The sequence below is a fragment of the Pseudarthrobacter chlorophenolicus genome, from assembly GCF_000962805.1.
GTDB classification, from domain to species: Bacteria; Actinomycetota; Actinomycetes; order Actinomycetales; family Micrococcaceae; genus Arthrobacter; species Arthrobacter chlorophenolicus_A.
The window spans coordinates 121,203-144,090 of the sequence record NZ_JZTW01000004.1 but is presented as its reverse complement, the minus strand read 5'-3'; the positions used below and the strand labels follow the sequence as shown (position 1 = coordinate 144,090).

Genomic DNA, 22,888 nt, shown 5'->3' with positions numbered 1-22,888 from the left:
GAGCTAGGCCTTCTTCTTCTTTTCCGGCCAGGGGCCGAGCTTTTCCTTGTTGCTGGTGACTTCTCCCCCGCGGGTGGAGTCGGCGAGGTCGCCAACCTTGTGCACCTTCAGCGAGTTCGTGGAACCGGCCTTTCCGGGAGGGGAACCGGCGGCGATGACCACCAGGTCACCGTCCTCCACCAGTCCCATGTCCGAGAGGCTGCGGTCCACCTGCGCGGTCATGGCGTCGGTGTGGTCCACCATCTGCACCAGTACCGGCTGGATGCCCCAGGTGAGGGCCATCTGGTTCCAGACCTGCTCCACCGGGGTGAATGCGAAGACCGGCTTGATGGGCCGCAGGCGGGACAGGCGGCGGGCCGAGTCACCGGACTGTGTGAACGCACAGATGTACTTGGCGTCCAGCTGGTCGGCGATTTCGACGGCGGCACGGGTGATGGCGCCGCCACGGGTCTTGGGTTTGGTCCCCAGCGGGGGAACGCGCTCCAGGCCGTGGACCTCGGTGGATTCGATGATCCGGGCCATGGTCTTCACGGTTTCGATCGGGTACTTGCCCACGCTGGTTTCACCGGACAGCATGACAGCGTCCGCACCGTCGAGCACGGCGTTGGCGCAGTCTGAAGCCTCTGCACGGGTGGGGCGCGGGTTGTCGATCATGGATTCGAGCACCTGGGTGGCCACGATGACCGGCTTCGCCCAGCGGCGGGCCAGTTCGACGGCGCGCTTCTGGACGATCGGAACTTCCTCGAGCGGCAGTTCAACACCGAGGTCGCCACGGGCCACCATGATGGCATCGAACGCGTCGATGATCTCAGGCAGCTGGTCCACGGCCTGCGGCTTTTCGATCTTGGCGATGACCGGTGCGCGGCGGCCTTCCTCATCCATGATCTCGTGGACGCGGGTGATGTCCTGCGCGTCACGGACGAAGGACAGGGCAACCAGGTCCACGCCGCGGCGCAGGGCCCAGCGGAGGTCGTCCTCGTCCTTTTCGCTCAGTGCGGGAACGTTGACGGCCACGCCCGGCAGGTTGATGCCCTTGTTGTTGGACACCATGCCGCCCACGGTTACCTCGGCGACGACCTTGACGTCGTCGACCTCAACGGCGCGCAGCGCCACCTTGCCGTCGTCGATCAGGAGGGCGTCGCCCACCTTGACGTCCTCGGTGAGGGTCTTCAGCGTGGTGGAGCAGATCTCCTGCGTGCCGGGAACGTCCTCGGTGGTGATCGTGAAGGTGTCACCGACGGCAAGGGCGTGCGGGCCATCGACGAAGCGGCCCAGGCGGATCTTGGGACCCTGCAGGTCGGCCATGATGGCCACGGCCTTGCCCAGGTCCGAGGCGGCCTTGCGGACGTTCTCGTAGGTGTTGTCGTGCACGGTGTAGTCGCCGTGGCTCATGTTCATGCGGGCAACGTCAACGCCGGCTTCCAGCACCGCGAGGGTGTTCTCGTAACTGGCGATGGCCGGACCGAATGTCGCCACAATTTTTGCGCGTCTCATATACCTACCCTATTGGTCACTTGCATTGGTTAAGTTGTCGAGGAGGTGAACCCTCCATGCACCGCTGGAGGACGGCGGCTAGAGGACGGCGATGGCGCGGTCCGTCGGCGCCACCGGCGCCGGCAGGATGGTGCTGCCCATCAGGTACTTGTCCACTGCCGCAGCGGCGGCGCGGCCTTCCGCGATTGCCCAGACGATCAGGGACTGGCCACGGCCGGCGTCGCCGGCCACGAAGACGCCCTCGGTGTTGGTCATGTAGTAACCGTCGCGGGACACGTTGCCGCGGCCGTCGAATTCGGCCTTCACCTGTTCGGTGATGTTGGCAGGCTCAGCGCCGGTGAAGCCCAGCGACAGGAACACCAGGTCGGCGGGGATAATCCGCTCGGTGCCGGCCTTGGGCAGGCGTTTGCCGTCAACAAATTCGGTTTCGGCAACCTTGACGCCGGTCAGCTTGCCGTCCTCCCCCACGAAGGAAACGGTCGAGGCCAGGTACGTACGCTCGCCGCCTTCCTCGTGGGCGCTGGCAACTTCGAACAGGGTGGGGAACGTGGGCCAGGGCTGGTGGCCGGCACGCTCGGCCGGCGGCTGCTTGCCGATGGCCAGCGTCGTCACGGACGCGGCGCCGTGACGGTGGGCGGTGCCGAGGCAGTCGGCTCCGGTGTCGCCGCCGCCCAGGATCACCACGTGCTTGCCCTGCGCATGGATCTGGTCCTCGATGGACTCCCCCGCCACCACGCGGTTGGCCGGAACCAGGTAATCCATGGCGAAGTGCACGCCGTCCAGGTCGCGGCCCGGGATGGGCAGGTCGCGCGGCACCGTGGCGCCGGTGGCGATGACCACGGCATCGTACCGGCGGCGCAGCTGTTCCCAGGTGACGTCGGTACCAACAGCAACACCGGTGCGGAAACGTGTGCCTTCGGCCTTCATCTGCTCAAGCCGGCGGTCCACCTGCTCTTTTTCCATCTTGAAGTCGGGGATGCCGTACCGCAGCAGGCCACCGATCTTGTCGTCCCGTTCGTAGACGGCAACAGTGTGCCCAACGCGGGTGAGCTGCTGGGCAGCTGCCAGCCCGGCGGGTCCGGAGCCGACGACGGCCACGGTCTTGCCCGTAAGCCTGTGCGGCGGCAGCGGGTTGACCCAGCCGTTGTCGAAGGCCTCATCGATGATGGAGACCTCAACCTGCTTGATGGTCACCGCTGGCTGGTTGATGCCCAGCACGCAGGACGCCTCGCAGGGGGCAGGGCAGAGCCTGCCGGTCCATTCCGGGAAGTTGTTGGTGGCGTGCAGGCGCTCGATGGCTTCCTCGCCCTTGTCCCGCCAGGTGAGGTCATTCCATTCGGGAATGAGGTTGCCCAGCGGGCAGCCCTGATGGCAAAACGGAACGCCGCAGTCCATGCAGCGGCCCGCCTGGGCCTTCAGCGTGCCCTTCTCCTGGGCCTCGTAGACCTCTTTCCAGTCCATGATGCGGACGGGAACGGGACGGCGCGGCTGGGTTTCACGCTGGCGTACTTTCAGAAATCCGCGTGGGTCAGCCACCGGTCACCTCCAGGATTCGAGACCAAACTTCTTCGCCGTCAGGGTCAAGGCCCTCTTCGATGGCGTCGAGACGGGTTTGCAGCACGGCCGCGTAGTCGCGCGGCAGCACCTTGGTAATGCGGGCAACGGTGTCATCGAAGTTCTCCAGCAGGCGCGCGGCCAGCTGCGAGTCGGTTTCCTCGATGTGCTTCACCAGCAGCCCGTGGACGATGTCGCGGTCCTCGGCATCCAGTTCGCGCAGCTGCAGCTCGCCGGATTCGAGGGCCTGCTTGTTGACGCGGGTGGTCCGCAGGTCAAGGACGTACGCGGTACCGCCGGACATGCCGGCACCGAAGTTACGCCCGGTGCGCCCCAGGATCAGCGTCTGGCCACCGGTCATGTACTCGCAGCCGTGATCGCCAATGCCTTCGACGACGGCGGTGGCACCGGAGTTGCGGACCAGGAAGCGTTCGCCCACCTGGCCGCGCAGGAACATTTCACCACTGGTGGCACCATAACCGATGACGTTGCCGGCAATGACGTTGGTCTCCGCCTTGAACACGTTGGTGCGGTCCGGGCGGACAACGATCCGGCCACCGGAAAGGCCCTTGCCCACGTAGTCGTTCGAGTCGCCGTACAGCCGCAGCGTGATGCCTGCGGGCAGGAAGGCGCCCAGCGACTGGCCGGCGGTGCCGTTCAGGGTGATGTCGATCGTGTCCGTGGCGAGCACGTCGGTGCCGAATGCCTTGGTGACGGTGTGGCCCAGCATCGTGCCCACCGAACGGTCGGTGTTGATGACGTCCACGGTGATCTTCACCGGGCTGCGGTCCGTCAGCGCTTCGGTGGCCATGGTGATCAGGCGCTGGTCGAAGTGCTTGTCCAGCTCGTGGTTCTGGCCGGTCATGTTGCGCAGCGGCGCGTCGTCGTCGAACTCGAGGCCGTGCAGGATCGGATCCAGGTCCAGCCCGTCGGCCTTCCAGTGGTCAACGGCTTCGCGGGTGTCGAGGACCTCGGCGTGGCCGATGGCCTCTTCGAGGCTGCGGAAACCGAGCTCCGCCAAAATCTCGCGGACCTCCTCGGCAAGGAACTCGAAGAAGTTGACAACGAACTCGGGTTTGCCGCTGAAGCGGGCCCGCAGCTCGGGGTTCTGGGTGGCAACGCCCACCGGGCAGGTGTCCAGGTGGCAGACGCGCATCATGATGCAGCCTTCCACCACCAGCGGAGCCGTGGCGAAACCGAACTCTTCACCGCCCAGGAGTGCGGCGATCACAACGTCGCGGCCGGTCTTGAGCTGGCCGTCCACCTGCACCACCACGCGGTCGCGGAGCCCGTTGAGCATCAGGGTCTGCTGGGTTTCGGCGAGGCCGAGCTCCCAGGGGACACCGGCGTGCTTCAGCGAGTTCAGCGGCGAGGCGCCGGTGCCGCCGTCGTGTCCGGAGACGAGTACGACGTCGGCCTTTGCCTTGGTCACGCCGGACGCCACAGTGCCGATCCCGACTTCCGAGACGAGCTTCACGTGAACACGGGCCGACGGGTTGGCACGCTTGGCATCGTAGATGAGCTGCGCCAGGTCCTCGATCGAGTAGATGTCGTGGTGAGGGGGCGGGGAGATGAGGCCGACGCCCGGGGTCGAGTGCCGCGTGCGGGCAACCCACGGGTAGACCTTCTGCGCCATCAGCTGGCCGCCTTCACCGGGCTTGGCGCCCTGGGCCATCTTGATCTGGATGTCGTCGGCGTTGGTCAGGTAGAGGCTGGTCACGCCGAAGCGGCCGGAGGCGATCTGCTTGACGGCAGAACGGCGCTTCGTGTCGAGCAGCCGGTCCACGTCCTCGCCGCCTTCCCCGGTGTTGGACTTGCCGCCCAGCTGGTTCATGGCGATGGCCAGCGTCTCGTGGGCCTCCTGGGAGATGGAGCCGTAGCTCATGGCTCCGGTGGAGAACCGCTTGACGATGCTGGAGACGGGCTCAACTTCCTCGAGCGGAACTGCGAGGCGCTCGTTTTTGAACTTAAGCAGGCCGCGCAGGGTCATCAGGTTGGTGGACTGGTCGTCCACGCCTTTGGTGTAGGCCTTGAAGATGTCGTAGCGGCGTTCGCGTGTGGCGTGCTGGAGCCGGAAGACGGTCTCCGGGTTGAACAGGTGCGGTTCACCGTCGCGGCGCCACTGGTATTCGCCGCCACCCAGCAGCGGGCGGTGCGGCTGCTCGATGCCGCCCTCGGGGTAGGCCATCTGGTGCCGCGCGGAAACTTCGGCTGCGATGACGTCCAGGCCAACGCCGCCGAGCTGCGAATGGGTGCCCGCGAAGAATTCGTCCACCAGGTCCTGGCCCAGGCCGAGGGCCTCGAACGTCTGCGCACCGGTGTAGGAGGCAACAGTGGAGATGCCCATCTTGGACATGATCTTCAGGACGCCCTTGCCGAGCCCCTTGATCAGGTTGTAGACGCCGTCCTGCGGGGTCACGCCGGTGACGTCACCGGCCGCGATGAGCTGCTCCACGGATTCCATCGCCAGGTACGGGTTCACGGCGGATGCGCCGTAGCCGATCAGGACTGCAACGTGGTGCGTCTCGCGGACGTCGCCGGCTTCGACCACCAGTGCGGTCTTGGTGCGGTTGGCGCTGCGCAGCAGGTGATGGTGCACGGCGCTGACCAGCAGCAGCGACGGGATGGGCGCCCACTGGGCGTTGGAGTCACGGTCGGACAGCACGATGTACTGCACGCCGCGGTTGATCGCACCGGAAACCTGCTCGCAGATTTCGGTGAGGCGGGCGCGGAGGGCGTTCTCGCCGCCTTCGGGGCGGTAGAGGCCGCGGACCTTCATGGACAAGCGGTCGCCGTCAGGGCTTTCGATGTTGGCGATCTTGGCGAGCTGGTCGTTGTTGATCACCGGGAACGGAAGCTGGACCTGGGGCTGGCGGACCTGCTTCGTGTCCAGCAGGTTGCCGTTAGGGCCGATCGCGCAGGTCAGCGAGGTGACCAGTTCTTCGCGGATGGCATCCAGCGGCGGGTTGGTGACCTGCGCGAACGACTGCACGAAGTAGTCGAACAGCAGGCGGGGCCGCTTGGACAGCACGGCCACCGGAGTATCGGAACCCATGGCACCGAGCGGCTCGGCACCTGTACGGGCCATCGGGCCCAGCAGGATCTTCAGTTCCTCGGTGGTGTAACCGAAGGTCCGCTGGCGGATGTTCACGGACGCGGCCGTGTGCACCACGTGCTCGCGCTCGGGCAGTTCGTTGAGGTCGATCAGGTTGTCCTTGACCCACTCAGCCCACGGGTTGGCTGCGGCGACTTCGGCCTTGACCTCTTCGTCGTCGATGATCCGGCCTGCGTCGGTGTCCACCAGGAACATCTTGCCCGGGGACACGCGGCCCTTCTTGACTACGCGGGAAGGCTCGACGTCGATGACGCCCACCTCGGAGGCGAAGACGATCAGGCCGTCTTCGGTGATCCAGAAGCGTCCCGGGCGGAGGCCGTTGCGGTCCAGGGTGGCGCCCACCAGGTTGCCGTCCGTGAACGACACTGCAGCTGGGCCGTCCCACGGTTCCATCAGCAGGGAGTGGTACTCGTAGAACGCGCGGCGGGCCGGATCCATGGTGGCGTGGTTTTCCCATGCCTCAGGGATCATCATCATGATCGAGTGTGTGATGGGGCGGCCCGAAAGCCACAGCAGCTCGGCCACCTCATCGAAGGAGGCGGAGTCCGAGGCACCCGGGGTGCAGATGGGGTACAGCTCTTCCGGGGCGTCGCCGAGCAGCGGGTTGGCGAGCTGGGACTGGCGTGCGCGCATCCAGTTGCGATTGCCCTTGACGGTGTTGATCTCGCCGTTGTGGGCGATGGTCCGGAACGGCTGCGCGAGCGGCCAGGACGGGAAGGTGTTGGTGGAGAACCGCGAGTGGACGATCGCCAGCTTGGTCTTGAAACGCTTGTCCGACAGGTCCGGGTAGAACGGCTCCAGCTGGGCGGTGGTGAGCATGCCCTTGTAGACGATGGTCCGTGAGGACAGCGACGGGAAGTAGACGCCGAACTTGTTCTGGGCGCGCTTCCGGATCCGCCAGGCACGGGAATCGAGCTCGTTGCGCTCGAGGGTCTCGCCGGTGGCGGACGCGAAGAACGGCTGGGAGAAGTACGGCATGCAGGCACGGGCCATGGCTCCGACGAGGTCGGCGACCACCGGCACTTCGCGCCAGCCGAGGACGGTGAGGCCTTCGTCAGCTGCCAGGCCCTCAATACCGGCCTTGGCGGCGTCGGCCTCGCGCTGTTCAGCCGGAAGGAAAGCGGTGCCGGCGACGTACTGGCCGGCCGCTGGCAGTTCGAATTCGGTAATTGCCCGGAAGAACTCGTCCGGGATCTGCATCAGCAGGCCCGCACCGTCACCGGTGCCCTCGTCAGCGCCTACGGCGCCGCGGTGCTCGAGGTTGCGCAGCGCCGTGAGAGCGGCATCGACGATGTCATATCCGGGCTCACCGCGGAGGGTGGCGATAATCGCAAGACCGCAGGCGTCCTTCTCCTGCTCCGGGTTGTACAGCCCGGCGGCCTCCGGCAGGGACGCGAAGCGCTTGAACGGCGACATGGCGGCCTCGGGCTGATCCGGTTCGGACCAGCTGGGAGTGTGAAGAGTTTGGGTCATGGGAGACGTCCTTCCTCCTGATCGTGCGTATGGAAGGGACATCGTTGGCCCCACTCGTCGGCGCCGCTGTGATGGGCACAACAAAGTGTTATTTACTGGAAATTGTAGGTCAGCCCGGCCTGCTGAACTAACGGTTACGCAGGCCCCTGCCCAGGGCTTCACCGGACGGCAGCTCTATGCTGTCCAAGTTCGGCCCCATGCCACGACATTGTGGTTCGGGCCCTTCGAGCGGTGGCTCTGCTGCCCTGCCTTGGCCGGCGCCCTACTTGGTGCTGCCGGCTTCCGGTGCCGTTCCGGTGGCTGTGCTGCCGGAGTGTCCGGCAGCCGCTGCGTCCGTGCCTGGCTTGCCGCCGGCCGGTGCTGCCTGGGCCTTTTCCGCGGGGACGGAAGCAGGCCTGGAACCGCTTTGGTTATCAGGGAGATTATCACGCGATTCACTATCTGAGACAACAGAGTCCGCATCACGGACCTGGCGATCCGTGCCCGCGGCGTCCACCTGCGCACCCGTATCCGTGGTCTTTTCCACCGATTTGTCCGCGGGCTTCCGGCCCGGAAGATAAACCGTGTCCGGCTCCGTACGCTTCTTCAGGCCCAGCAGGATGAAGGCCGCCAGCGCCACAACGAAGACCAAAATGCTGGTCCAGACGTTTAGCCGCGTGGTGATCCCGAACAGCGAAACCTGCTCGGCGTCGTCAATGCGCATGGCCTCAATCCACACACGCCCCAGCGTGTAGTACATGGCGTAGAGCCAGAAGAGCCGGCTGCGGCGGAAGTTGAAGCGGCGGTCCAGGACGAGCAGGATTACGACGCCGGCAATGTTCCACAGCGATTCGTAAAGGAACGTGGGGTGGAACAGGGTGTCCGCCGGGACCCCGGCGGGGAAGTTCGGGTTGTCCGCGTCAATCTGCAGTCCCCACGGCAGCGTGGTGGGACCGCCGAAGAGCTCCTGGTTGAACCAGTTGCCCCACCGGCCCAGGGCTTGGGCGAGCAGCAGTCCCGGCGCCGCGGCGTCCAGGAAGGCGGAGAGCTTGACGCCGCTGCGGCGGCAGCCGATCCACGCGCCGATGACACCGAGCACCACGGCACCCCAGATGCCCAGTCCGCCGCGCTGGATCTGAGGAATCAGCGACAGGTCGCCGGTGCCGTCGAAACCTGGGCCGAAGTAGGCGTCCGGGGATGAGAATACGTGGTAGAGCCTGCCGCCGATGATGCCGAACGGAATGGCCCAGATGACGATGTCCCAGACGCTGCCTTCCGGGGCTCCCCGCCTCGCCCAGCGTAGTGACGTGAGCCAGAGGCCAGCAATGATGCCGGCCAGGATGCACAGGGCGTAGGCGTGGATGCGGAGGGAACCCCACGGCAGGGGAATATCGAATCCAGACCAGCCTGGGCTGGGGATGCTGGCGGTCACCAGGGTGGGCGCCAGTTCGGCGGCGGCGAGGAGGCTCTGCATTCCCTTAGGCTTCTTCCCCGGCGTGGCCGGTTTCCCGCGCCAGGCCCGTGCTCAGGTCCTTGGTGAGGGCCGCGACGGCGTCAACTCCGCCGTCGCGGACGGCTGCCACCAGTGCGGTGCCAACGATGACGCCTTCGGCGTACGCGGCGATCTCGCGGACCTGGTCCGCGGTGGACACGCCGAGGCCCACGCAGACGCGCTCGGCGCCGGCGCCGTGGGCGGCGGACACAACATCCTTGGCTGCGGAACTCACGGAGGTGCGTGCGCCAGTGACGCCCATGATGGACACGGCGTAGACAAAGCCGCGGCTTGCGTCGACGGTGCGCTGCATGCGTTCGGCGGTGGAGGACGGGGCCACCAGGAACACCCGGTCCAGGCCGTACTTGTCGGATGCTTCAAACCATTCGGCGGCCTCATCCGGGATCAGGTCCGGGGTGATGAGCCCTGCTCCCCCGGCCTCGGCGAGGCGGCGGGAGAATTCGTCCACTCCCATCCGGACCACGGGGTTCCAGTACGTCATGACCAGGACAGCGGCATCAGTCTTGCTGGTGATGCCTTCCACCACATCGAAGACCTGCCGGACGTGGAAGCCGTTGGCCAGCGCCTCAGTGGTGGCGGCCTGGATGACCTGGCCGTCCATCACGGGGTCAGAGTACGGGATGCCAATCTCGATCAGGTCGGCACCGTTCTCGGCCAGTGCGATGCCGGCGGCGATGGTCTGTTCCACGGTGGGGTATCCCGCGGGGAGGTAGCCGATCAGTGCGGCGCGGCCTTCGGCGCGGGCCTTGTCGATGGCTGCTGCGGACTTGCTGGTGGTCTGCGCCTTGTCGGCCGCCTGTGCACTGCTCACAGCTGTTCCCCTTCTTTGCCGATTTCCGATTCGGCGGAATCCTTGTCCAACAGGTTGAACCATTCAGCAGCGGTGGCCACGTCCTTGTCACCGCGTCCGGAAAGGTTAATGATGACGATCCTGTCCGCGGCAGTCTCGCCGCTTTCTGCGGCTTCGGCGGCGAGCCGCTGGCCCACCTTGATGCCGCCGGCCAGGGCGTGCGCCGACTCGATGGCGGGGATGATGCCCTCCGTGCGGCACAGGACGCGGAACGCGTCCATCGCCTCACTGTCGGTGATGGGCTCGTAGCTGACCCGGCCAATGTCGGACAGGTAGGAGTGCTCCGGTCCGACGCCGGGGTAGTCCAGTCCGGCGGAGATGGAGTGGGACTCGATGGTCTGGCCGTCGTCGTCCTGCATGAGGTAGGAACGGGCACCGTGCAGCACGCCCGGCTTGCCGAGCGTGATGGTGGCGGCGTGCCGTCCGGTTTCCACGCCGTCGCCGCCGGCTTCAAAGCCGTAGATCCTGACGGACGGATCATCGAGGAAGCCATGGAAAATGCCGATGGCGTTGGAACCGCCGCCGATGCAGGCGCAGACGGCATCCGGAAGGCGGCCGGTCTGCTCAAGGATCTGGGCGCGGGCTTCCTCGCCAATGACTTCGTGGAAGTAGCGGACCATGGCGGGGAACGGGTGGGCACCCGCGGCGGTGCCCAGCAGGTAGTGGGTGTTCGCCACATTTGCCACCCAGTCGCGGAGGGCTTCGTTGATGGCATCCTTCAGCGTCTGCGAGCCGCTGGTCACGGGGATGACCGTTGCGCCGAGCAGCTCCATGCGGGCCACGTTGAGCGCCTGGCGGCGGCAGTCCTCGGCACCCATGTACACGACGCACTCAAGTCCCAGCAGCGCTGCGGCCGTCGCGCTGGCAACACCGTGCTGCCCCGCGCCGGTCTCCGCGATGATGCGGGTCTTGCCCATCCGCCTGGCCAGCAGGGCCTGCCCCAGGACGTTGTTGATCTTGTGCGAACCTGTGTGGTTCAAGTCCTCGCGCTTGAGGAAGACACGGACTCCCCCGGCGTGCTCGGAGAAGCGCTTCGCTTCGGTGAGCAGAGAGGGCCGGCCGGAGTAGTTCTTGTTGAGGTCCGCGATCTGGGCCCGGAATTCGGGATCGTTCCTGGCCTTGTCGAAGGTTTCCTCGAGCTCGTCCAGGGCAGCGATGAGCGATTCAGGCATCCAGCGTCCACCAAAGGACCCGAAGTACGGTCCCGGGGCGTGCCGGAAGGAGCCGTCCTGCAGGAATGCTTCTGCGGCTTTGTTGTCAGCGTTTCCTGAAGGTGCGTCGGCCATCAGTCCCGTCCTGTTCCAGTAGTTCGATCAAAGTATGGGTCCGGGCTGGGCCACCCGGACTGTTGTACCGCCCCCACGGACCGGCTTCTGCAGCCCTTCGGGCTGCACTCAGGCGTGTGCCGGTCAGCCCCGGGCCGCGATGGCGGCGGCACCTGCGGCAGTAAATTCCGCGATGCGCTCCAGCGGCGTGGAATGGCTGACCAGGGCCTCGCCCACCAGGATGGCATCGGCGCCGCTGGCGGCGTAGTGCGTGACGTCGTCAACATCGCGGACCCCGGATTCAGCAACCACCACTGCACCGGCCGGAATCCGGCCCGCCAGTGAGGCGAACACGGAACGGTCGACGTCGAGCGTCTTCAGGTTGCGCACGTTGACGCCGATGATGCGGGCGTTAGCCGCGGCGGCGCGGTCGATTTCTTCTTCCGTGTGCGTTTCCACAAGGACGTTCATGCCGAGCTCGTGGCTGAGCGCGCTGAAGTGGGCCAGCTGTGCGTCGGACAGCGCCGCGGCGATCAGCAGGATCAGATCCGCACCGTGCGCCCGGGCTTCCCAAATCTGGTATTCATCCAGGGTGAAGTCCTTGCGCAGCAGCGGGGTCTCGACGGCGGCACGGACGGCGTCGAGGTCGGCAAGTGAGCCATTGAAACGCCGCTGTTCGGTGAGGACACTGATGACGGCGGCACCGCCGTCGGCATACTGCCGGGCGAGCGATGCGGGATCGCCGATGCTGGCGAGATCCCCCTTCGAGGGGCTCCGCCGCTTGATTTCGGCGATGACCTTCAGCTGGTCGCGCGACGGTGAGGGTCCGCCCAATGCTGCCCAGGCGTCGCGTGCCGGGGCAGCCGCCTGGGCCAGGTCCTTCAGTTCAGCCAGGGAAACGAGCCGCTTCCTGGCCTCCATATCCTCCCGGACACCGGCGTTGATGTCGTCGAGAACAGTTGCCATCAGTGGCCGGAGTTCTTGAGCTTGCTGCCCTCGACGCCGTAACCTGCCTTGCGCATGACGTAACCGAGGAGCAGGCCCACCAGCATGACCACGCCACCTGCGATGAAGATGGGGGTGTTGGCGATGACGAAGGCGATGGACATGATGAGTGCACCGACGAGCATGACGATGACGCAGGTCCATGCGGCGGGGCTGTTGCCGTGGCCCAGCTCCTGGCTGTGGTCAATGGCGCCCGGGGCTACCTGGCGGGTGCCGGACTTGGAAACGGACGCAGGTGCTTTGCTCATGGAAAATCTCCTCAGGGTGGATACTGCTTACATTCTGCCATTTTTTGGCCGGTGATCCGGAACCGGCCCGCTGCCCCGCGGGCCCCGGCCGGCGGCCATCTGCCGGATCAGGTGGGGTCGTCGCCGCGCGAGAGCCGGTCCCAGCTGTCGATCTCATCCACGGGGCCGCTGGCCGCAGCAGGTCCGGCCACGGCGCGGGCGTCATATTTGGTCCGGGCGGCCCAGTGGCGGGACGCCGGAAGGATCAGCAGCCCGCCCAGGGCCAGCAGGCAGCCTGCCGCAACCGCGAGCACGGGGAAAGCGGTGACCGCCACCTGGGCCTGGGTGCCGGTGACGCCCGTGGCTGCACCGATGGATCCCTGCGAAGCCGCCAGCGGGTCTCCCAGGACGGTCCCCGCCGCAGCGACGATGCCGGCCGAGGCCAGGACGATGATGGCGGCAATGATCCAGCGGGCAATCCTGCCGGCGATGGCTGCGGCGAGCCCGCCTGCCAGGGCCACCAGGGCGAGGGCCGTTACCGCGGTGGCAGCCTTGCTGCCTTGGACCTGCAACGGTTCCTGGCCGGCGCCGGCCTGGCTGGGGTCGAGGGTGACTGTCATCCAGGTCTGGGTGGTGGTGCCGAAGACGGCCAGTGCCAGCACTGCGATGAGCAGAACCACAGTGGACTTCCGCGCCCACCCTGGAGCCGCCGTCTTTGTTTTCACTGCCTGGGGTGCGTTGCTTGGGTCAGGCATCAGGACTCGCCGCCGGGCAGGGAATCCGCCGTAATGTCGTGAAGCGAACCCGCGGTGTGCACTGCCCGCAGCGGTGCGGCAGCCTTGTTGACGGTTTCGAGTGCTTCTGTAGGGTTCACGGAGTCCGCCACGATGCCGCCACCGGCTTGGACATAGGCCCGGCCTTCCCTGACCAGCGCGGAGCGGATGGCGATGGCCATGTCCATGTCCCCGGCGAAGTCCAGGTAGCCCACCACGCCGCCGTAAATGCCGCGGCGGTGGGGTTCCAATTCGTCGAGCAGGCGCAGTGCCCGCGGCTTGGGGGCGCCGGACAGCGTACCTGCGGGGAAGGTGGCCTTCAGGACGTCGTAGGCCTTGGCCTGCGGGGCGAGCTGTCCCACCACGGTGGATACCAGGTGCATGATGTGGCTGAAGCGCTCCACTTCCATGAACTGGGTGACGTCAACGGTTCCGGCAACGCAGACCTTGGAGAGGTCGTTGCGGGAGAGGTCCACCAGCATGAGGTGCTCGGCGCGTTCCTTCTGGTCTGCCAGCAGTTCCTCTGCCAGGGCCTTGTCAGCCTCGACAGTCTTTCCGCGGGGCCGGGACCCGGCAATGGGGTGTGTGATGACCTCTTCGCCGGTGACCGTCACCAGGGCTTCGGGTGAGGACCCCACGATGGAGTATTCCCGGCCGTCGGCGTCTTCGAGGCTGAAGATATACATGTACGGGCTGGGGTTGGTGTTGCGCAGCACGCGGTACACATCCAGCGCGGACGCCTTGCACTCCATTTCGAAACGGCGCGAGATGACCACCTGGAACACCTCGCCGTCGACGATCGCTTCCTTGCCGCGGTCAAGAGCTGCCAGGTAGTCGTTTTCATCCCACCGTTCCTGGACACTGGAGGCGAAGTCCAGTGCGGCGGGGGCAAGTACGGAGACTGGCTGCACCACGGGGGTGCTGACCTTGGCCAGGAGCGCCCTGACCCGTGCCACGGCATCGTGCCAGGCCTCGTCCACGCGTTCGGTGCTGTTGTCGAAGTTGATGGCGTTGGCGATCAGCAGCACGGTACCGTCCACGTTGTCATGGACGGCCATGTCGGTGACCAGGTTGAGCGCCATCTCCGGCAGCTGAAGGTCGTCCTCGGGAGGGCTCACCAGCCGCTCCCAGTGCCGCACGGTTTCCCAGCCGAGGAAGCCCACGAGCCCGGACGTGAACGGGGGCAGGCCCTCGAACCGGTCCGTGCGGAGGGCATCGATGGTGTCACGGATGGCGTCCACGGGGCTGCCGTCCACGGGTACGCCTGCCGGCGGTTCACCCAGCCAGTGCGCCTGGCCGTCCTTCGTGGTGAGGGTGGCACGGGATTTCGCGCCGATGAAGGAGTAGCGGGACCATGTGCCGCCCACGGCAGCGGACTCCATGAGGAACGTGCCGGGCTGGCCCTGCGCCAGCTTGCGGTAGAGGCCGATGGGGGTTTCGGCGTCCGCGAGCACCTTCAGCCGAACCGGAATGACGCGGCTGTGGCCGGCCAGCTCGCGGAATTCCTCAAGGCTGGGGCTGATGGTTCCAAGGTCCTGCATGGCTATGCTTTTCCGCCTGTTCATAGAAGGGCCGGCTGCGCCGGGCGCCTGAAGTTCTGTGGGGAGCCGGACTCCCCTTCTGCCGTGTGGGCCTGCGGTGCGGGGCTCAGCCGGCGGCCGCGGTCACCACGTCCAGGTCCCTGCCGTCGAAGCAGGTCCTGGTGCCGGTGTGGCAGGCGGCACCCACCTGGTCCACCCGCACCAGCAGGGCATCGCCGTCGCAATCCATGGCTACGGACTTGACCCACTGGACGTGGCCGGAGGTATCGCCCTTGCGCCAGTACTCCTGGCGGGACCGGGAATAGAAGGTGACCCGGCCGGTGGTCATGGTCCGGTGCAGCGCCTCGTCGTCCATCCAACCGAGCATAAGGACCTCGTTGGTGTCGTACTGCTGCACGACGGCGGCCACCAGGCCTGCGTTGTCACGCTTCAGCGCGGCGGCAAGCTCCGCCGGGAGGGGGCTCGCCGGCGCGGCGGTTTCCGGAGCGCTCACGGTGTCGCCGGGCAGGGCGGTACCGGTGGTTTGGGCGGTGGTTTGTACGGGGGCAGGCTGCTCAGACATCAGGTCAAGTCTAGTGCCTTGGCCACAGCCGGACCCGATGTGAACAACGGCACGCCAGCCGCAGCGGCCGTGCTGCCCAACTTCGGGCCTCTCATGCTAGTTTTCCAAGTAATGCATTTCGTCGAACCGTCCCGAGAAGTCCTGGCCGAAACCTTGCTTGCGGCCGGCCCTGACGCGCCCACGCTCTGCAAGGGGTGGCGCACCAGGGACCTCGCTGCGCACCTTTACCTGCGCGAGCGGAAGGCTGCCGTGGGGCTTGGCCTGATCATCAAGCGGTTGGCCAAGGCCTCAGACCAGGCCACCGCAAAACTGGCCGCGAAGCTGACCAACACCGAGGATTACGCCGGCCTGGTCAACACCTTCCGCGCGGGTCCCCCGGTGCTTTCTCCGATGAGCATCAGGGCCCTGGACGAGAGTGCCAACCTGATCGAGTACTTCGTGCACACCGAAGACGTCCGCCGGGCCGTCGACCGCTGGGCGCCCCGCGCCCTCGACGAGGCTTACTCCGACGCACTCTGGGACGAACTCGTCAAGCGCGCGGCCATCCTGTACCGCGGTGTGGATCTGGGCATCGTACTGGTCCGGCCGTCCGGGCCGCGCCACGTTGCCAAGCGCGCACCGGTATCGGTGGCCATCGTCGGCGAGCCGGGCGAACTGCTGATGCATGCCCACGGCCGTACCCGCCACGCCCTGGTCACCTTCGAAGGCCAGCCGGACGCCGTCGCGCTCCTCCAGTCAGCAGAAGTCGGCCTTTAACCCACTTGCGCCATCACTTTTAGTCCCCAAAACAGCATTTTGGGGACCAAAAGTGATAGCGCAACGGGAGGTTAGCGGACCTCGAAGCCGGCGTTCCTGATGGCGTCCTTGACCTGGTGCATCATGTCGTTCGGACCCCAGTGGAAGATCGAGGCGGCCAGCACGGCGTCAGCACCAGCAGCCACAGCGGGCGGGAAGTGGGCAGGCTCCCCTGCGCCGCCGGAGGCGATCAGCGGCACCTTGACGGCCGCGCGGACCATGCGGATCATTTCCAGGTCAAAGCCGTCCTTGGTTCCGTCCGCATCGATGGAGTTGAGCAGGATTTCGCCCACCCCGCGGTCGGCTGCCTCCTTGGCCCACTCGATCGCGTCGATTCCGGTGCCGGTGCGACCACCATGGGTGGTTACTTCGAAGCCCGACGGCGTGGGCTTGGATCCGGGGCGGGTACGGCGCGCGTCTACGGACAGGACCAGGACCTGCGATCCGAAGTGCCGGGTAATCTCATCGATGACCTCCGGGCGGGCGACGGCGGCGGTGTTGATGGCAGCCTTGTCCGCGCCGAACCGCAGGAGCTTGTCCACCTCGGCGACGCCGCGGACACCACCGCCGACGCACAGCGGGATGAAGACTTCCTCGGCGGTGCGGCGGACCACGTCAAAGGTGGTTTCGCGGTTTCCCGAGGACGCCGTGACGTCGAGGAACGTCAGTTCGTCAGCTCCCGCGTTGTCGTAGCGGTGGGCCAGTTCAACGGGGTCGCCGGCGTCGCGGAGGCTTTCGAAGTTGACTCCCTTGACGACGCGACCGGCGTCAACATCAAGGCAGGGAATGACACGGACTGCTACTGCCATGGGTACTCCTGGAGAAATCTGCGGTGCTGTTTGGGGTTCCGGCGCTAAATGCGGCAGGCGTGGATGCTGCTGACCAGGATGGCCCGGGCACCGAGATCGTACAGTTCGTCCATGATCCGGTTGGTTTCCTTCTTAGGCACCATGGACCGCACGGCCACCCAGTCGGAGTCACGCAGCGGTGACACGGTGGGCGATTCCAGTCCGGGAGTCAGTGCGGCCGCCTTTTCCACCAGTTCCTTGCGGATGTCGTAGTCCATGAGGACATACTGGCGGGCCACCAGGACACCCTGGAGGCGTCGGATGAGTACGTCAATCTCCTTGGCGGTTCCGTTGGCGCCTCCATCGGCACCGGTGCGGCGGATCAGCACGGCCTCGGACTTGAGGATGGGATCGCCAAAGATCTCCATGCCGGCGGCTTTGAGGGTGTTTCCCGTTTCCACGACGTCCGCGATGGCATCGGCGACACCCAGGCGGACGGAGGACTCCACCGCACCGTCAAGGCGTACCACCTTGGCGTTGATGCCGCGTTCGGCAAGGTAGCCGCGGAGCAGGCCGTCATAGCTGGTGGCCAGGCGCTTGCCTTCGAGTTCCTCTGCGGAGGCAAAGTCTCCCACGGGTCCGGCGAACCGGAAGGTGGAGGCTGCGAATCCCAGGGGCAGCAGTTCCTCGGCTTCCACCTCGGCGTCCAGCAGGAGGTCACGGCCGGTGATGCCGACGTCGAGCGTTCCCCTGCCCACGTACACGGCGATGTCGCGCGGGCGGAGGAAGAAGAACTCGATGTCGTTATCCGGGTCCACCATCACCAGCTCACGGCTGTCGCGGCGCTGGCGGTAGCCCGCCTCGGACAGCATCGCGGAGGCGGCTTCGGACAGGGATCCCTTGTTGGGGACGGCAACTCGCAGCATTGGGGTGTTCTTTCTGGATGGAATGTCTGAGGGTTCAGGCAGTGCAGGCCACAGCTGGTCCGGCGGCAGGAGGCGCGCCGGGCCGGTGGCTACAGATGCTTGTAGACGTCTTCCAGGGTCAGGCCTTTGGCGAGCATCAGAACCTGCAGGTGGTACAGCAGCTGGGAAATTTCCTCGGCCGCGGCTTCATCGGATTCATATTCGGCAGCCATCCAGACTTCGGCTGCTTCCTCAACGACTTTCTTACCGATGCCGTGCACACCGGAGTCCAATTCAGCGACGGTGCGGGAGCCTTCCGGGCGGGTGGCTGCCTTCTCGCTGAGCTCAGCGAACAGCGTCTCGAAATTCTTCACGCCCTCCAGCCTACTTGCTGCGGCCCTGACGGCGCTTCCCGGGCCGTTCCATGACGGACGCGGTGTGAGCGAATACACACCGCGCCCGCCGCTGGACTCCAACGTTGCATAGTGTCAGGCGGTTATGTGTACTGCTTGAGGACCACAGCGGTAGCCAGCGCCGCCGTAACGGCCTCGTGCCCCTTGTCTTCCTTGGAGCCGGGCAGTCCGGCGCGGTCCAGGCCCTGCTGTTCCGTGTCGCAGGTGAGCACGCCGAAGCCCACCGGCACCCCGGTGCGGACGCTGACGTCGGTAAGTCCCGACGTCGCGGCCTGGCAGACGTATTCGAAGTGCGGGGTACCGCCACGGATGACCACGCCGAGCGCCACCACGGCGTCGAAGTGCGGGGCCAGGCGTGCGGCGGCTACCGGCAGCTCAAAGCTGCCGGGTACGCGGATGACCGTGGGCTCGTTGATGCCCGCGTCCTTTGCCGCGCGCAGGGCGCCGTCCAGGAGGCCGTCCATGATCTGGGTGTGCCAGCTCGCCGCAACGATTGCGAGCCGGAGCTGCGACGTTTCGGCCGGGTTGAGGGTGGTGAGGTCGATATCGGGGGCGCCGTGTCCGCTCATGGGTGCGAGGTGTCCGTTCAGTCTGGTGGTTCAGTGGTGTGGTCAGGTCAGTCTTGTTCGTGGCGGAACGGACCGTCAGGGCCCGGTACCGGTACGGGGTCGGCCCCGGTGTCCAGCAGGAGCCGGTGTTCCATGCGGTCCTTCTTGGTCCGCAGGTACCGGATGTTCTGCTCGCGGGACGGCACCTCGGTGGGAACCATCTCCACTACCTTGACACCGGCTTTGGCCAGCCGGTTCTGCTTGTCCGGGTTGTTGCTCAGGAGCCGGACCTCGTGCAGGCCCATCTCGGCGAGCACCTGGGCGGCTGCCTTGTAGCACCGCGCATCAACCGGCAAACCCAGCTGTTCGTTGGCTTCTACGGTGTCGAAACCGGCTTCCTGCAGCGCATAGGCCTTGATTTTGTTGGCCAGGCCAATGCCGCGGCCTTCCTGGCCGCGCAGGTACAGCAGGGTTCCGCCGTGTTCATGGATCAGCTCCAGGGCGTAGGCCAGCTGTTCCCCGCAGTCGCACCGGTACGAGCCGAAGACGTCACCGGTCAGGCATTCCGAGTGCAGGCGCACCAGCGGCGCTTTTCCGTCGCTGGGCGGGTTGGGCGAACTGACGGCAAGATGCTCCACGCCTGTTACAAGGTCGGTCCATGCCTGCGCCACAAAGTCACCGAAGGCGGTGGGAAGCTGCACAATGGGACCGCCGCTGACGGGGTGTGGGGCGCTGCCATTCCCGGTGTGGTGCTTCCGGTGACCGTTCTGGCTGTCGTCGCTGGCTGCCGATGCCGTCATCGCTTCTCCTTTTCTCCGCCCGGTACACTCCGGACATCCTGATCCAGGCCTCCCCCGGTCCCGGCTTCAAGATACGCCACCAGGTCCTCGATGGAGACCAAAGGGCACCCATGTTCCGCTGCGAACGAACGGAGCCCGTCCAGGCGCATCATCTCGCCGTCGTCGTACACCACTTCCGCGATGACGCCGACCGGTTCGAGTCCCGCCAGGCGGCACAGGTCCACCGCGGCCTCGGTGTGGCCTTGGCGCTCCCGCACACCTCCGTCAACGGCACGGAGCGGAAAAATATGCCCCGGGCGGGTTACTGACGCCGGCAGGGCCTGCGGATCCGCCAGGACGCGTGCCGTGAGGGCGCGGTCTGTGGCGGAGATGCCGGTGCTGACACCGATGGCGGCGTCACAGGACACCGTGTAGGCGGTGCCTTTTGCGTCCTCGTTGACTGCCGTCATGGGCGGCAGCTGCAGGGCGTCCGCCCGCTCGCCCGTCAACGGCACGCAGATGACGCCGGAGCTGTAGCGGATGGTCCAGCCCATCAGGGCGGGCGTGGCGTGCTGGGCTGCGAAGATGATGTCGCCTTCGTTTTCCCGGTCCTCGTTATCCACCACCAAAACGGGTTTTCCCGCTGCCATGGCCCGGACGGCGTCTCCGATGGAATCCAGGCCGCGGGTGGGAATTACGGCCGGAACCGCTCCGGGTTCCAGGTGCGCAGTGCCGTTCACCGGGCACCACCTGGTACTGCCGCCACGGTTTCCCCGGTCTCAGTACCGGCGGCGCCGGTACCATCTGTGCGGAACGAGAGCAGCCGTTCGGTGTATTTGGCCAGGACGTCCACCTCCAGGTTGACCCGGCTACCGGTGGTTTTGGTGCCGAGTCCGGTCTCGGCCAGGGTGGTGGGAATCAGGCCAACTTCGAACCACGGCTCCTGCTCGGCAGCGGCGCTGACCGCCGTCACGGTCAGGGAGACGCCGTCGATGGCAATGGAGCCCTTTTCGGCAATGTAGCGGGCAAGGTTGCCGGGGACGCCGAAGCGGAGCCGCTCCCAGTTGCCCTGCGGTTCGCGTTCCAGGAGGACGCCAACGCCGTCCACGTGGCCTTGCACCACGTGGCCGTCCAGCCGCCCTCCCGCGGGAACGCACCGTTCCAGGTTGACGGCGTCGCCTGGCGCCAGTTCGCCGATGGTGCTCCGGACCAGGGTCTCGCCCATGACATCGACGCTGAATTCCTTGCCGTCGATGTCCGTTGCGGTAAGGCAAACGCCGTTGACGGCGATGGAGCCGCCCAGGGCGAGCCCCTCGGTGGTGCCGGGGGCGCGGAGCCGTACGGTGGCGCTGGTGTCGCCGTCGCGCTCGACGGCGAGCACCTCTCCCTGTTCGGCGATTATTCCGGTAAACATCAGTAGCCTCCCTGGGCTTGTCGCGCAGCTTCGCGGGACGGTTGTGGGTCAAGTGCAACGTGGCGTTGCGGTTTCAGGTGAAGTCTCAGGTCGCGGCCCAGCGTACGCACGGCCCCGCCGTCGGAAGCGTCCCATTCCCATTGCTGGGCGTCCGGGAGGGTGCTGACTCCCAGCCCGTCCAGTGACGGGGTTCCGGAACCAAGCAATGTGGGTGCCAGGTAGACGATCAGTTCGTCCACCAGCCCTGCGGTGAGGAACGCGCTGAGGATCCGTGAACCGCCCTCCACCATGACGTGGCGGGTTCCGGAGGCGTACAGGGTGGTCAACGCCTGGCGCGGATCCCTGGTGGGAAGGTGGACAGCCAGTCCGTCATCGCCCAGGATTGCGGCGTGCTCGGGAATGTCCCGAAGGCCCATGACGGCGCGGACCGGCTGCCTTGCCGCCGGGTTGCCAGAGGCGTCCCGGGCAGTCAGGCGGGGATTGTCAACCGCGACGGTCTGGGTTCCCACCAGGATGGCGTCGATGCGGCTCCGGATCCCGTGGTTGTCCGCCAGGGATTCCGGGCTGGAGATCCACTGGCTGGTGCCGTCTTCGGCCGCGATCCGTCCGTCGAGGGTTTGGGCGATATGGAGGGTGGTGAAGGGCCGCTTTTCTGCTACCGCCTCGAACCACCGGCGGTTCAGTTCCAGGGATTCCGCCGCAGCCAGGCCGCTGCGGACCGAGATACCGGCGTTGCGCAGGGTGGCTGCCCCGCCGGCCGCGGGATCGTGGGGGTCGTCCACGGCGTAGATAACATCGGTGATGCCGGCAGCGATAATCGCTTCCGTGCACGGCCCGGTCCGGCCCACATGGTTGCAGGGCTCGAGGGTCACCACCATGGTGCAGCCGGCAAGGTCCACGCCCGCTTCCCGGGCCCGTGCCACGGCATCAGCCTCGGCGTGGGCGGTGCCCGCGCCGCGGTGGTACCCGGTGGCAAGTTCGCGGCCGTCAGGGCTTACGACGACGGCGCCCACCAGTGGGTTGGCGCCGCGCGGCCCCTGCAGGGCTGCTTCGAGGGCGTGTTCCATGGCCTGGACTTCCGCGGTGGTGAACGGTGCTGCCACCCGGAGTTCGGCGGCCATCAGAGCTTCACCCTCGGGTCAGGAAAGGCGGTCTCCACCGAAGCGGGCTGCTCTTCGCGCCCGTCCGCCGCGCCACCGCGGCGGGAGGCATTCCACCAGACGAAGAACCCGGCAAGGGTGAAGAAGCCATAAAAGAGGTACATGAAGGCGCTGGCGTAGTAGCCGGCACTGAACAGGAGCGGGACACCCACGATGTCCACGGCCACCCACATCAGCCAGAACTCGGTCCAGCCCCGCGCCATGCCGTAGGTGGCCAGGAGCGATCCCGCAAAGGTCCAGGCGTCAGCCCACACCGGCGGGTAGGAACCGAGGGAGTCAAACAGCGGGGTCAGGGCAACGGTGCCGGCCACCAGTGCGGCAGCGAGGATAAGCCGGGTCCGGTTGCTGGCCCATTGGGGCACGACGGCGGTGTTCCCGCCACCAGCGCTCCGGCCCTGCTTCCAGCGGTGCCAGCCATAGGCGGCCACGGCGATGAACATCACCTGGCGGCCGGCCTGCCCCCAGAGGGTAGCCGGTGTGGCGGAGCCGAAGACGTTGCCAAGGAACACCGTGAGCAGCAGCAGGTTGCCGACAATGCCCACGGGCCAGGCCCAAACTTTGCGGCGCATGCCGCCGAATGCACTTGCCAGGCCGAAAATGTTGCCCAGCACTTCTCTCAATATCAGGACAGATCCCCCAACGGGGATCTGAGCGTCAAAGAGCCATCGCAGGAGGTCCATGTCTGTGTGTCGTTCCTTCCCTGTCAGAACCGCGATGGCTCCGGGGGTATACGAC

Annotated in this window: 21 protein-coding genes; 1 reads left to right on the top strand and 20 read right to left on the bottom strand. The window is 66.5% G+C overall.

Annotated features, from left to right (window positions below; all coding sequences use genetic code 11):
* Nucleotides 1-3: 3 nt before the first annotated feature.
* From pyk to hisI, 11 genes are all read right to left on the bottom strand, one after another.
* Nucleotides 4-1,494: a pyruvate kinase gene (gene pyk / locus UC32_RS06375; RefSeq protein WP_045730411.1), complete on the bottom strand. Its 1,491-nt coding sequence runs from the start codon at nt 1,492-1,494 to the stop codon at nt 4-6.
* Nucleotides 1,495-1,572: 78 nt separating this feature from the next.
* Nucleotides 1,573-3,030, bottom strand: a complete 1,458-nt coding sequence (locus UC32_RS06370; protein WP_045730410.1) for a glutamate synthase subunit beta — start codon at nt 3,028-3,030, stop codon at nt 1,573-1,575.
* Nucleotides 3,023-7,636 carry a glutamate synthase large subunit gene (gene gltB, locus UC32_RS06365; RefSeq protein WP_045730409.1) on the bottom strand — a complete coding sequence of 1,538 codons (4,614 nt, stop codon included), beginning with the start codon at nt 7,634-7,636 and terminating at the stop codon, nt 3,023-3,025. Before gltB ends, UC32_RS06370 begins: the two co-directional genes overlap by 8 nt.
* Before the next feature lie 262 nt (nt 7,637-7,898).
* Nucleotides 7,899-9,089, bottom strand: a complete 1,191-nt coding sequence (gene lgt, locus UC32_RS06360; protein WP_045730408.1) for a prolipoprotein diacylglyceryl transferase — start codon at nt 9,087-9,089, stop codon at nt 7,899-7,901.
* Nucleotides 9,090-9,093: 4 nt separating this feature from the next.
* On the bottom strand, nt 9,094-9,939 hold the full coding sequence (trpA, locus tag UC32_RS06355) for a tryptophan synthase subunit alpha (RefSeq protein WP_045730407.1): 846 nt from the start codon (nt 9,937-9,939) through the stop codon (nt 9,094-9,096).
* A complete protein-coding gene (gene trpB, locus UC32_RS06350) occupies nt 9,936-11,264 on the bottom strand; it encodes a tryptophan synthase subunit beta (protein WP_045730406.1) in 1,329 nt (442 codons plus the stop codon). Before trpB ends, trpA begins: the two co-directional genes overlap by 4 nt.
* A gap of 123 nt (nt 11,265-11,387) precedes the next feature.
* On the bottom strand, nt 11,388-12,209 hold the full coding sequence (gene trpC, locus UC32_RS06345) for an indole-3-glycerol phosphate synthase TrpC (RefSeq protein WP_045730405.1): 822 nt from the start codon (nt 12,207-12,209) through the stop codon (nt 11,388-11,390).
* Nucleotides 12,209-12,496: an HGxxPAAW family protein gene (locus tag UC32_RS06340; protein ID WP_045730404.1), complete on the bottom strand. Its 288-nt coding sequence runs from the start codon at nt 12,494-12,496 to the stop codon at nt 12,209-12,211. The genes trpC and UC32_RS06340 overlap by 1 nt, the downstream gene beginning before the upstream one ends.
* Nucleotides 12,497-12,603: 107 nt before the next feature.
* Nucleotides 12,604-13,230, bottom strand: coding sequence for a Trp biosynthesis-associated membrane protein (locus tag UC32_RS06335; protein WP_045730403.1), 627 nt, complete (start codon nt 13,228-13,230; stop codon nt 12,604-12,606).
* On the bottom strand, nt 13,230-14,789 hold the full coding sequence (locus tag UC32_RS06330; RefSeq protein WP_045730402.1) for an anthranilate synthase component I: 1,560 nt from the start codon (nt 14,787-14,789) through the stop codon (nt 13,230-13,232). Before UC32_RS06330 ends, UC32_RS06335 begins: the two co-directional genes overlap by 1 nt.
* 106 nt (nt 14,790-14,895) lie before the next feature.
* Nucleotides 14,896-15,351 (bottom strand): phosphoribosyl-AMP cyclohydrolase, encoded by a 456-nt coding sequence (gene hisI, locus UC32_RS06325; RefSeq protein WP_082071957.1) that lies wholly within the window; start codon nt 15,349-15,351, stop codon nt 14,896-14,898.
* Between the two features lie 111 nt (nt 15,352-15,462).
* Here hisI and UC32_RS06320 point away from each other — a divergent pair, with 111 nt between their 5' ends.
* Nucleotides 15,463-16,107, top strand: coding sequence for a TIGR03085 family metal-binding protein (locus UC32_RS06320; RefSeq protein WP_045730485.1), 645 nt, complete (start codon nt 15,463-15,465; stop codon nt 16,105-16,107).
* Nucleotides 16,108-16,178: 71 nt separating this feature from the next.
* On the opposite strand, the gene hisF is transcribed toward UC32_RS06320, so the two are convergent.
* The 9 genes from hisF to pnuC form a co-directional block, all read right to left on the bottom strand.
* Nucleotides 16,179-16,955, bottom strand: coding sequence for an imidazole glycerol phosphate synthase subunit HisF (hisF, locus tag UC32_RS06315; protein ID WP_045730401.1), 777 nt, complete (start codon nt 16,953-16,955; stop codon nt 16,179-16,181).
* 44 nt (nt 16,956-16,999) lie between these two features.
* A complete protein-coding gene (hisG, locus tag UC32_RS06310; RefSeq protein ID WP_045730400.1) occupies nt 17,000-17,860 on the bottom strand; it encodes an ATP phosphoribosyltransferase in 861 nt (286 codons plus the stop codon).
* 89 nt (nt 17,861-17,949) lie between these two features.
* A complete protein-coding gene (locus tag UC32_RS06305; protein ID WP_015936881.1) occupies nt 17,950-18,213 on the bottom strand; it encodes a phosphoribosyl-ATP diphosphatase in 264 nt (87 codons plus the stop codon).
* A gap of 122 nt (nt 18,214-18,335) precedes the next feature.
* A complete protein-coding gene (gene ribH / locus UC32_RS06300; RefSeq protein WP_045730399.1) occupies nt 18,336-18,821 on the bottom strand; it encodes a 6,7-dimethyl-8-ribityllumazine synthase in 486 nt (161 codons plus the stop codon).
* A gap of 47 nt (nt 18,822-18,868) precedes the next feature.
* Nucleotides 18,869-19,600: a GTP cyclohydrolase II gene (ribA, locus tag UC32_RS06295; RefSeq protein ID WP_045730398.1), complete on the bottom strand. Its 732-nt coding sequence runs from the start codon at nt 19,598-19,600 to the stop codon at nt 18,869-18,871.
* Nucleotides 19,597-20,319 carry a 3,4-dihydroxy-2-butanone-4-phosphate synthase gene (gene ribB / locus UC32_RS06290; RefSeq protein WP_082071955.1) on the bottom strand — a complete coding sequence of 241 codons (723 nt, stop codon included), beginning with the start codon at nt 20,317-20,319 and terminating at the stop codon, nt 19,597-19,599. The genes ribA and ribB overlap by 4 nt, the downstream gene beginning before the upstream one ends.
* Complete coding sequence (locus tag UC32_RS06285) at nt 20,316-20,993, bottom strand: riboflavin synthase (protein WP_045730397.1); 678 nt, start codon at nt 20,991-20,993, stop codon at nt 20,316-20,318. Before UC32_RS06285 ends, ribB begins: the two co-directional genes overlap by 4 nt.
* Nucleotides 20,993-22,114 (bottom strand): bifunctional diaminohydroxyphosphoribosylaminopyrimidine deaminase/5-amino-6-(5-phosphoribosylamino)uracil reductase RibD, encoded by a 1,122-nt coding sequence (gene ribD / locus UC32_RS06280; protein WP_045730396.1) that lies wholly within the window; start codon nt 22,112-22,114, stop codon nt 20,993-20,995. Before ribD ends, UC32_RS06285 begins: the two co-directional genes overlap by 1 nt.
* Nucleotides 22,114-22,833, bottom strand: a complete 720-nt coding sequence (gene pnuC / locus UC32_RS06275) for a nicotinamide riboside transporter PnuC (protein ID WP_045730395.1) — start codon at nt 22,831-22,833, stop codon at nt 22,114-22,116. The genes ribD and pnuC overlap by 1 nt, the downstream gene beginning before the upstream one ends.
* Nucleotides 22,834-22,888 lie beyond the last annotated feature (55 nt).

Coding starts and splice junctions, on each gene's coding strand:
- ribD (WP_045730396.1), bottom strand. CDS start 22,114: ATGGCCGCCGAACTCCGGGTGGCAGCACCGTTCACCACCGCGGAAGTC.
- hisF (WP_045730401.1), bottom strand. CDS start 16,955: ATGGCAGTAGCAGTCCGTGTCATTCCCTGCCTTGATGTTGACGCCGGT.
- gltB (WP_045730409.1), bottom strand. CDS start 7,636: ATGACCCAAACTCTTCACACTCCCAGCTGGTCCGAACCGGATCAGCCC.
- pnuC (WP_045730395.1), bottom strand. CDS start 22,833: ATGGACCTCCTGCGATGGCTCTTTGACGCTCAGATCCCCGTTGGGGGA.
- lgt (WP_045730408.1), bottom strand. CDS start 9,089: ATGCAGAGCCTCCTCGCCGCCGCCGAACTGGCGCCCACCCTGGTGACC.
- trpC (WP_045730405.1), bottom strand. CDS start 12,209: ATGGCAACTGTTCTCGACGACATCAACGCCGGTGTCCGGGAGGATATG.
- UC32_RS06340 (WP_045730404.1), bottom strand. CDS start 12,496: ATGAGCAAAGCACCTGCGTCCGTTTCCAAGTCCGGCACCCGCCAGGTA.
- trpB (WP_045730406.1), bottom strand. CDS start 11,264: ATGGCCGACGCACCTTCAGGAAACGCTGACAACAAAGCCGCAGAAGCA.
- hisI (WP_082071957.1), bottom strand. CDS start 15,351: ATGTCTGAGCAGCCTGCCCCCGTACAAACCACCGCCCAAACCACCGGT.
- UC32_RS06330 (WP_045730402.1), bottom strand. CDS start 14,789: ATGCAGGACCTTGGAACCATCAGCCCCAGCCTTGAGGAATTCCGCGAG.
- UC32_RS06285 (WP_045730397.1), bottom strand. CDS start 20,993: ATGTTTACCGGAATAATCGCCGAACAGGGAGAGGTGCTCGCCGTCGAG.
- ribH (WP_045730399.1), bottom strand. CDS start 18,821: ATGAGCGGACACGGCGCCCCCGATATCGACCTCACCACCCTCAACCCG.
- UC32_RS06335 (WP_045730403.1), bottom strand. CDS start 13,230: ATGCCTGACCCAAGCAACGCACCCCAGGCAGTGAAAACAAAGACGGCG.
- UC32_RS06320 (WP_045730485.1), top strand. CDS start 15,463: ATGCATTTCGTCGAACCGTCCCGAGAAGTCCTGGCCGAAACCTTGCTT.
- hisG (WP_045730400.1), bottom strand. CDS start 17,860: ATGCTGCGAGTTGCCGTCCCCAACAAGGGATCCCTGTCCGAAGCCGCC.
- pyk (WP_045730411.1), bottom strand. CDS start 1,494: ATGAGACGCGCAAAAATTGTGGCGACATTCGGTCCGGCCATCGCCAGT.
- ribA (WP_045730398.1), bottom strand. CDS start 19,600: ATGACGGCATCGGCAGCCAGCGACGACAGCCAGAACGGTCACCGGAAG.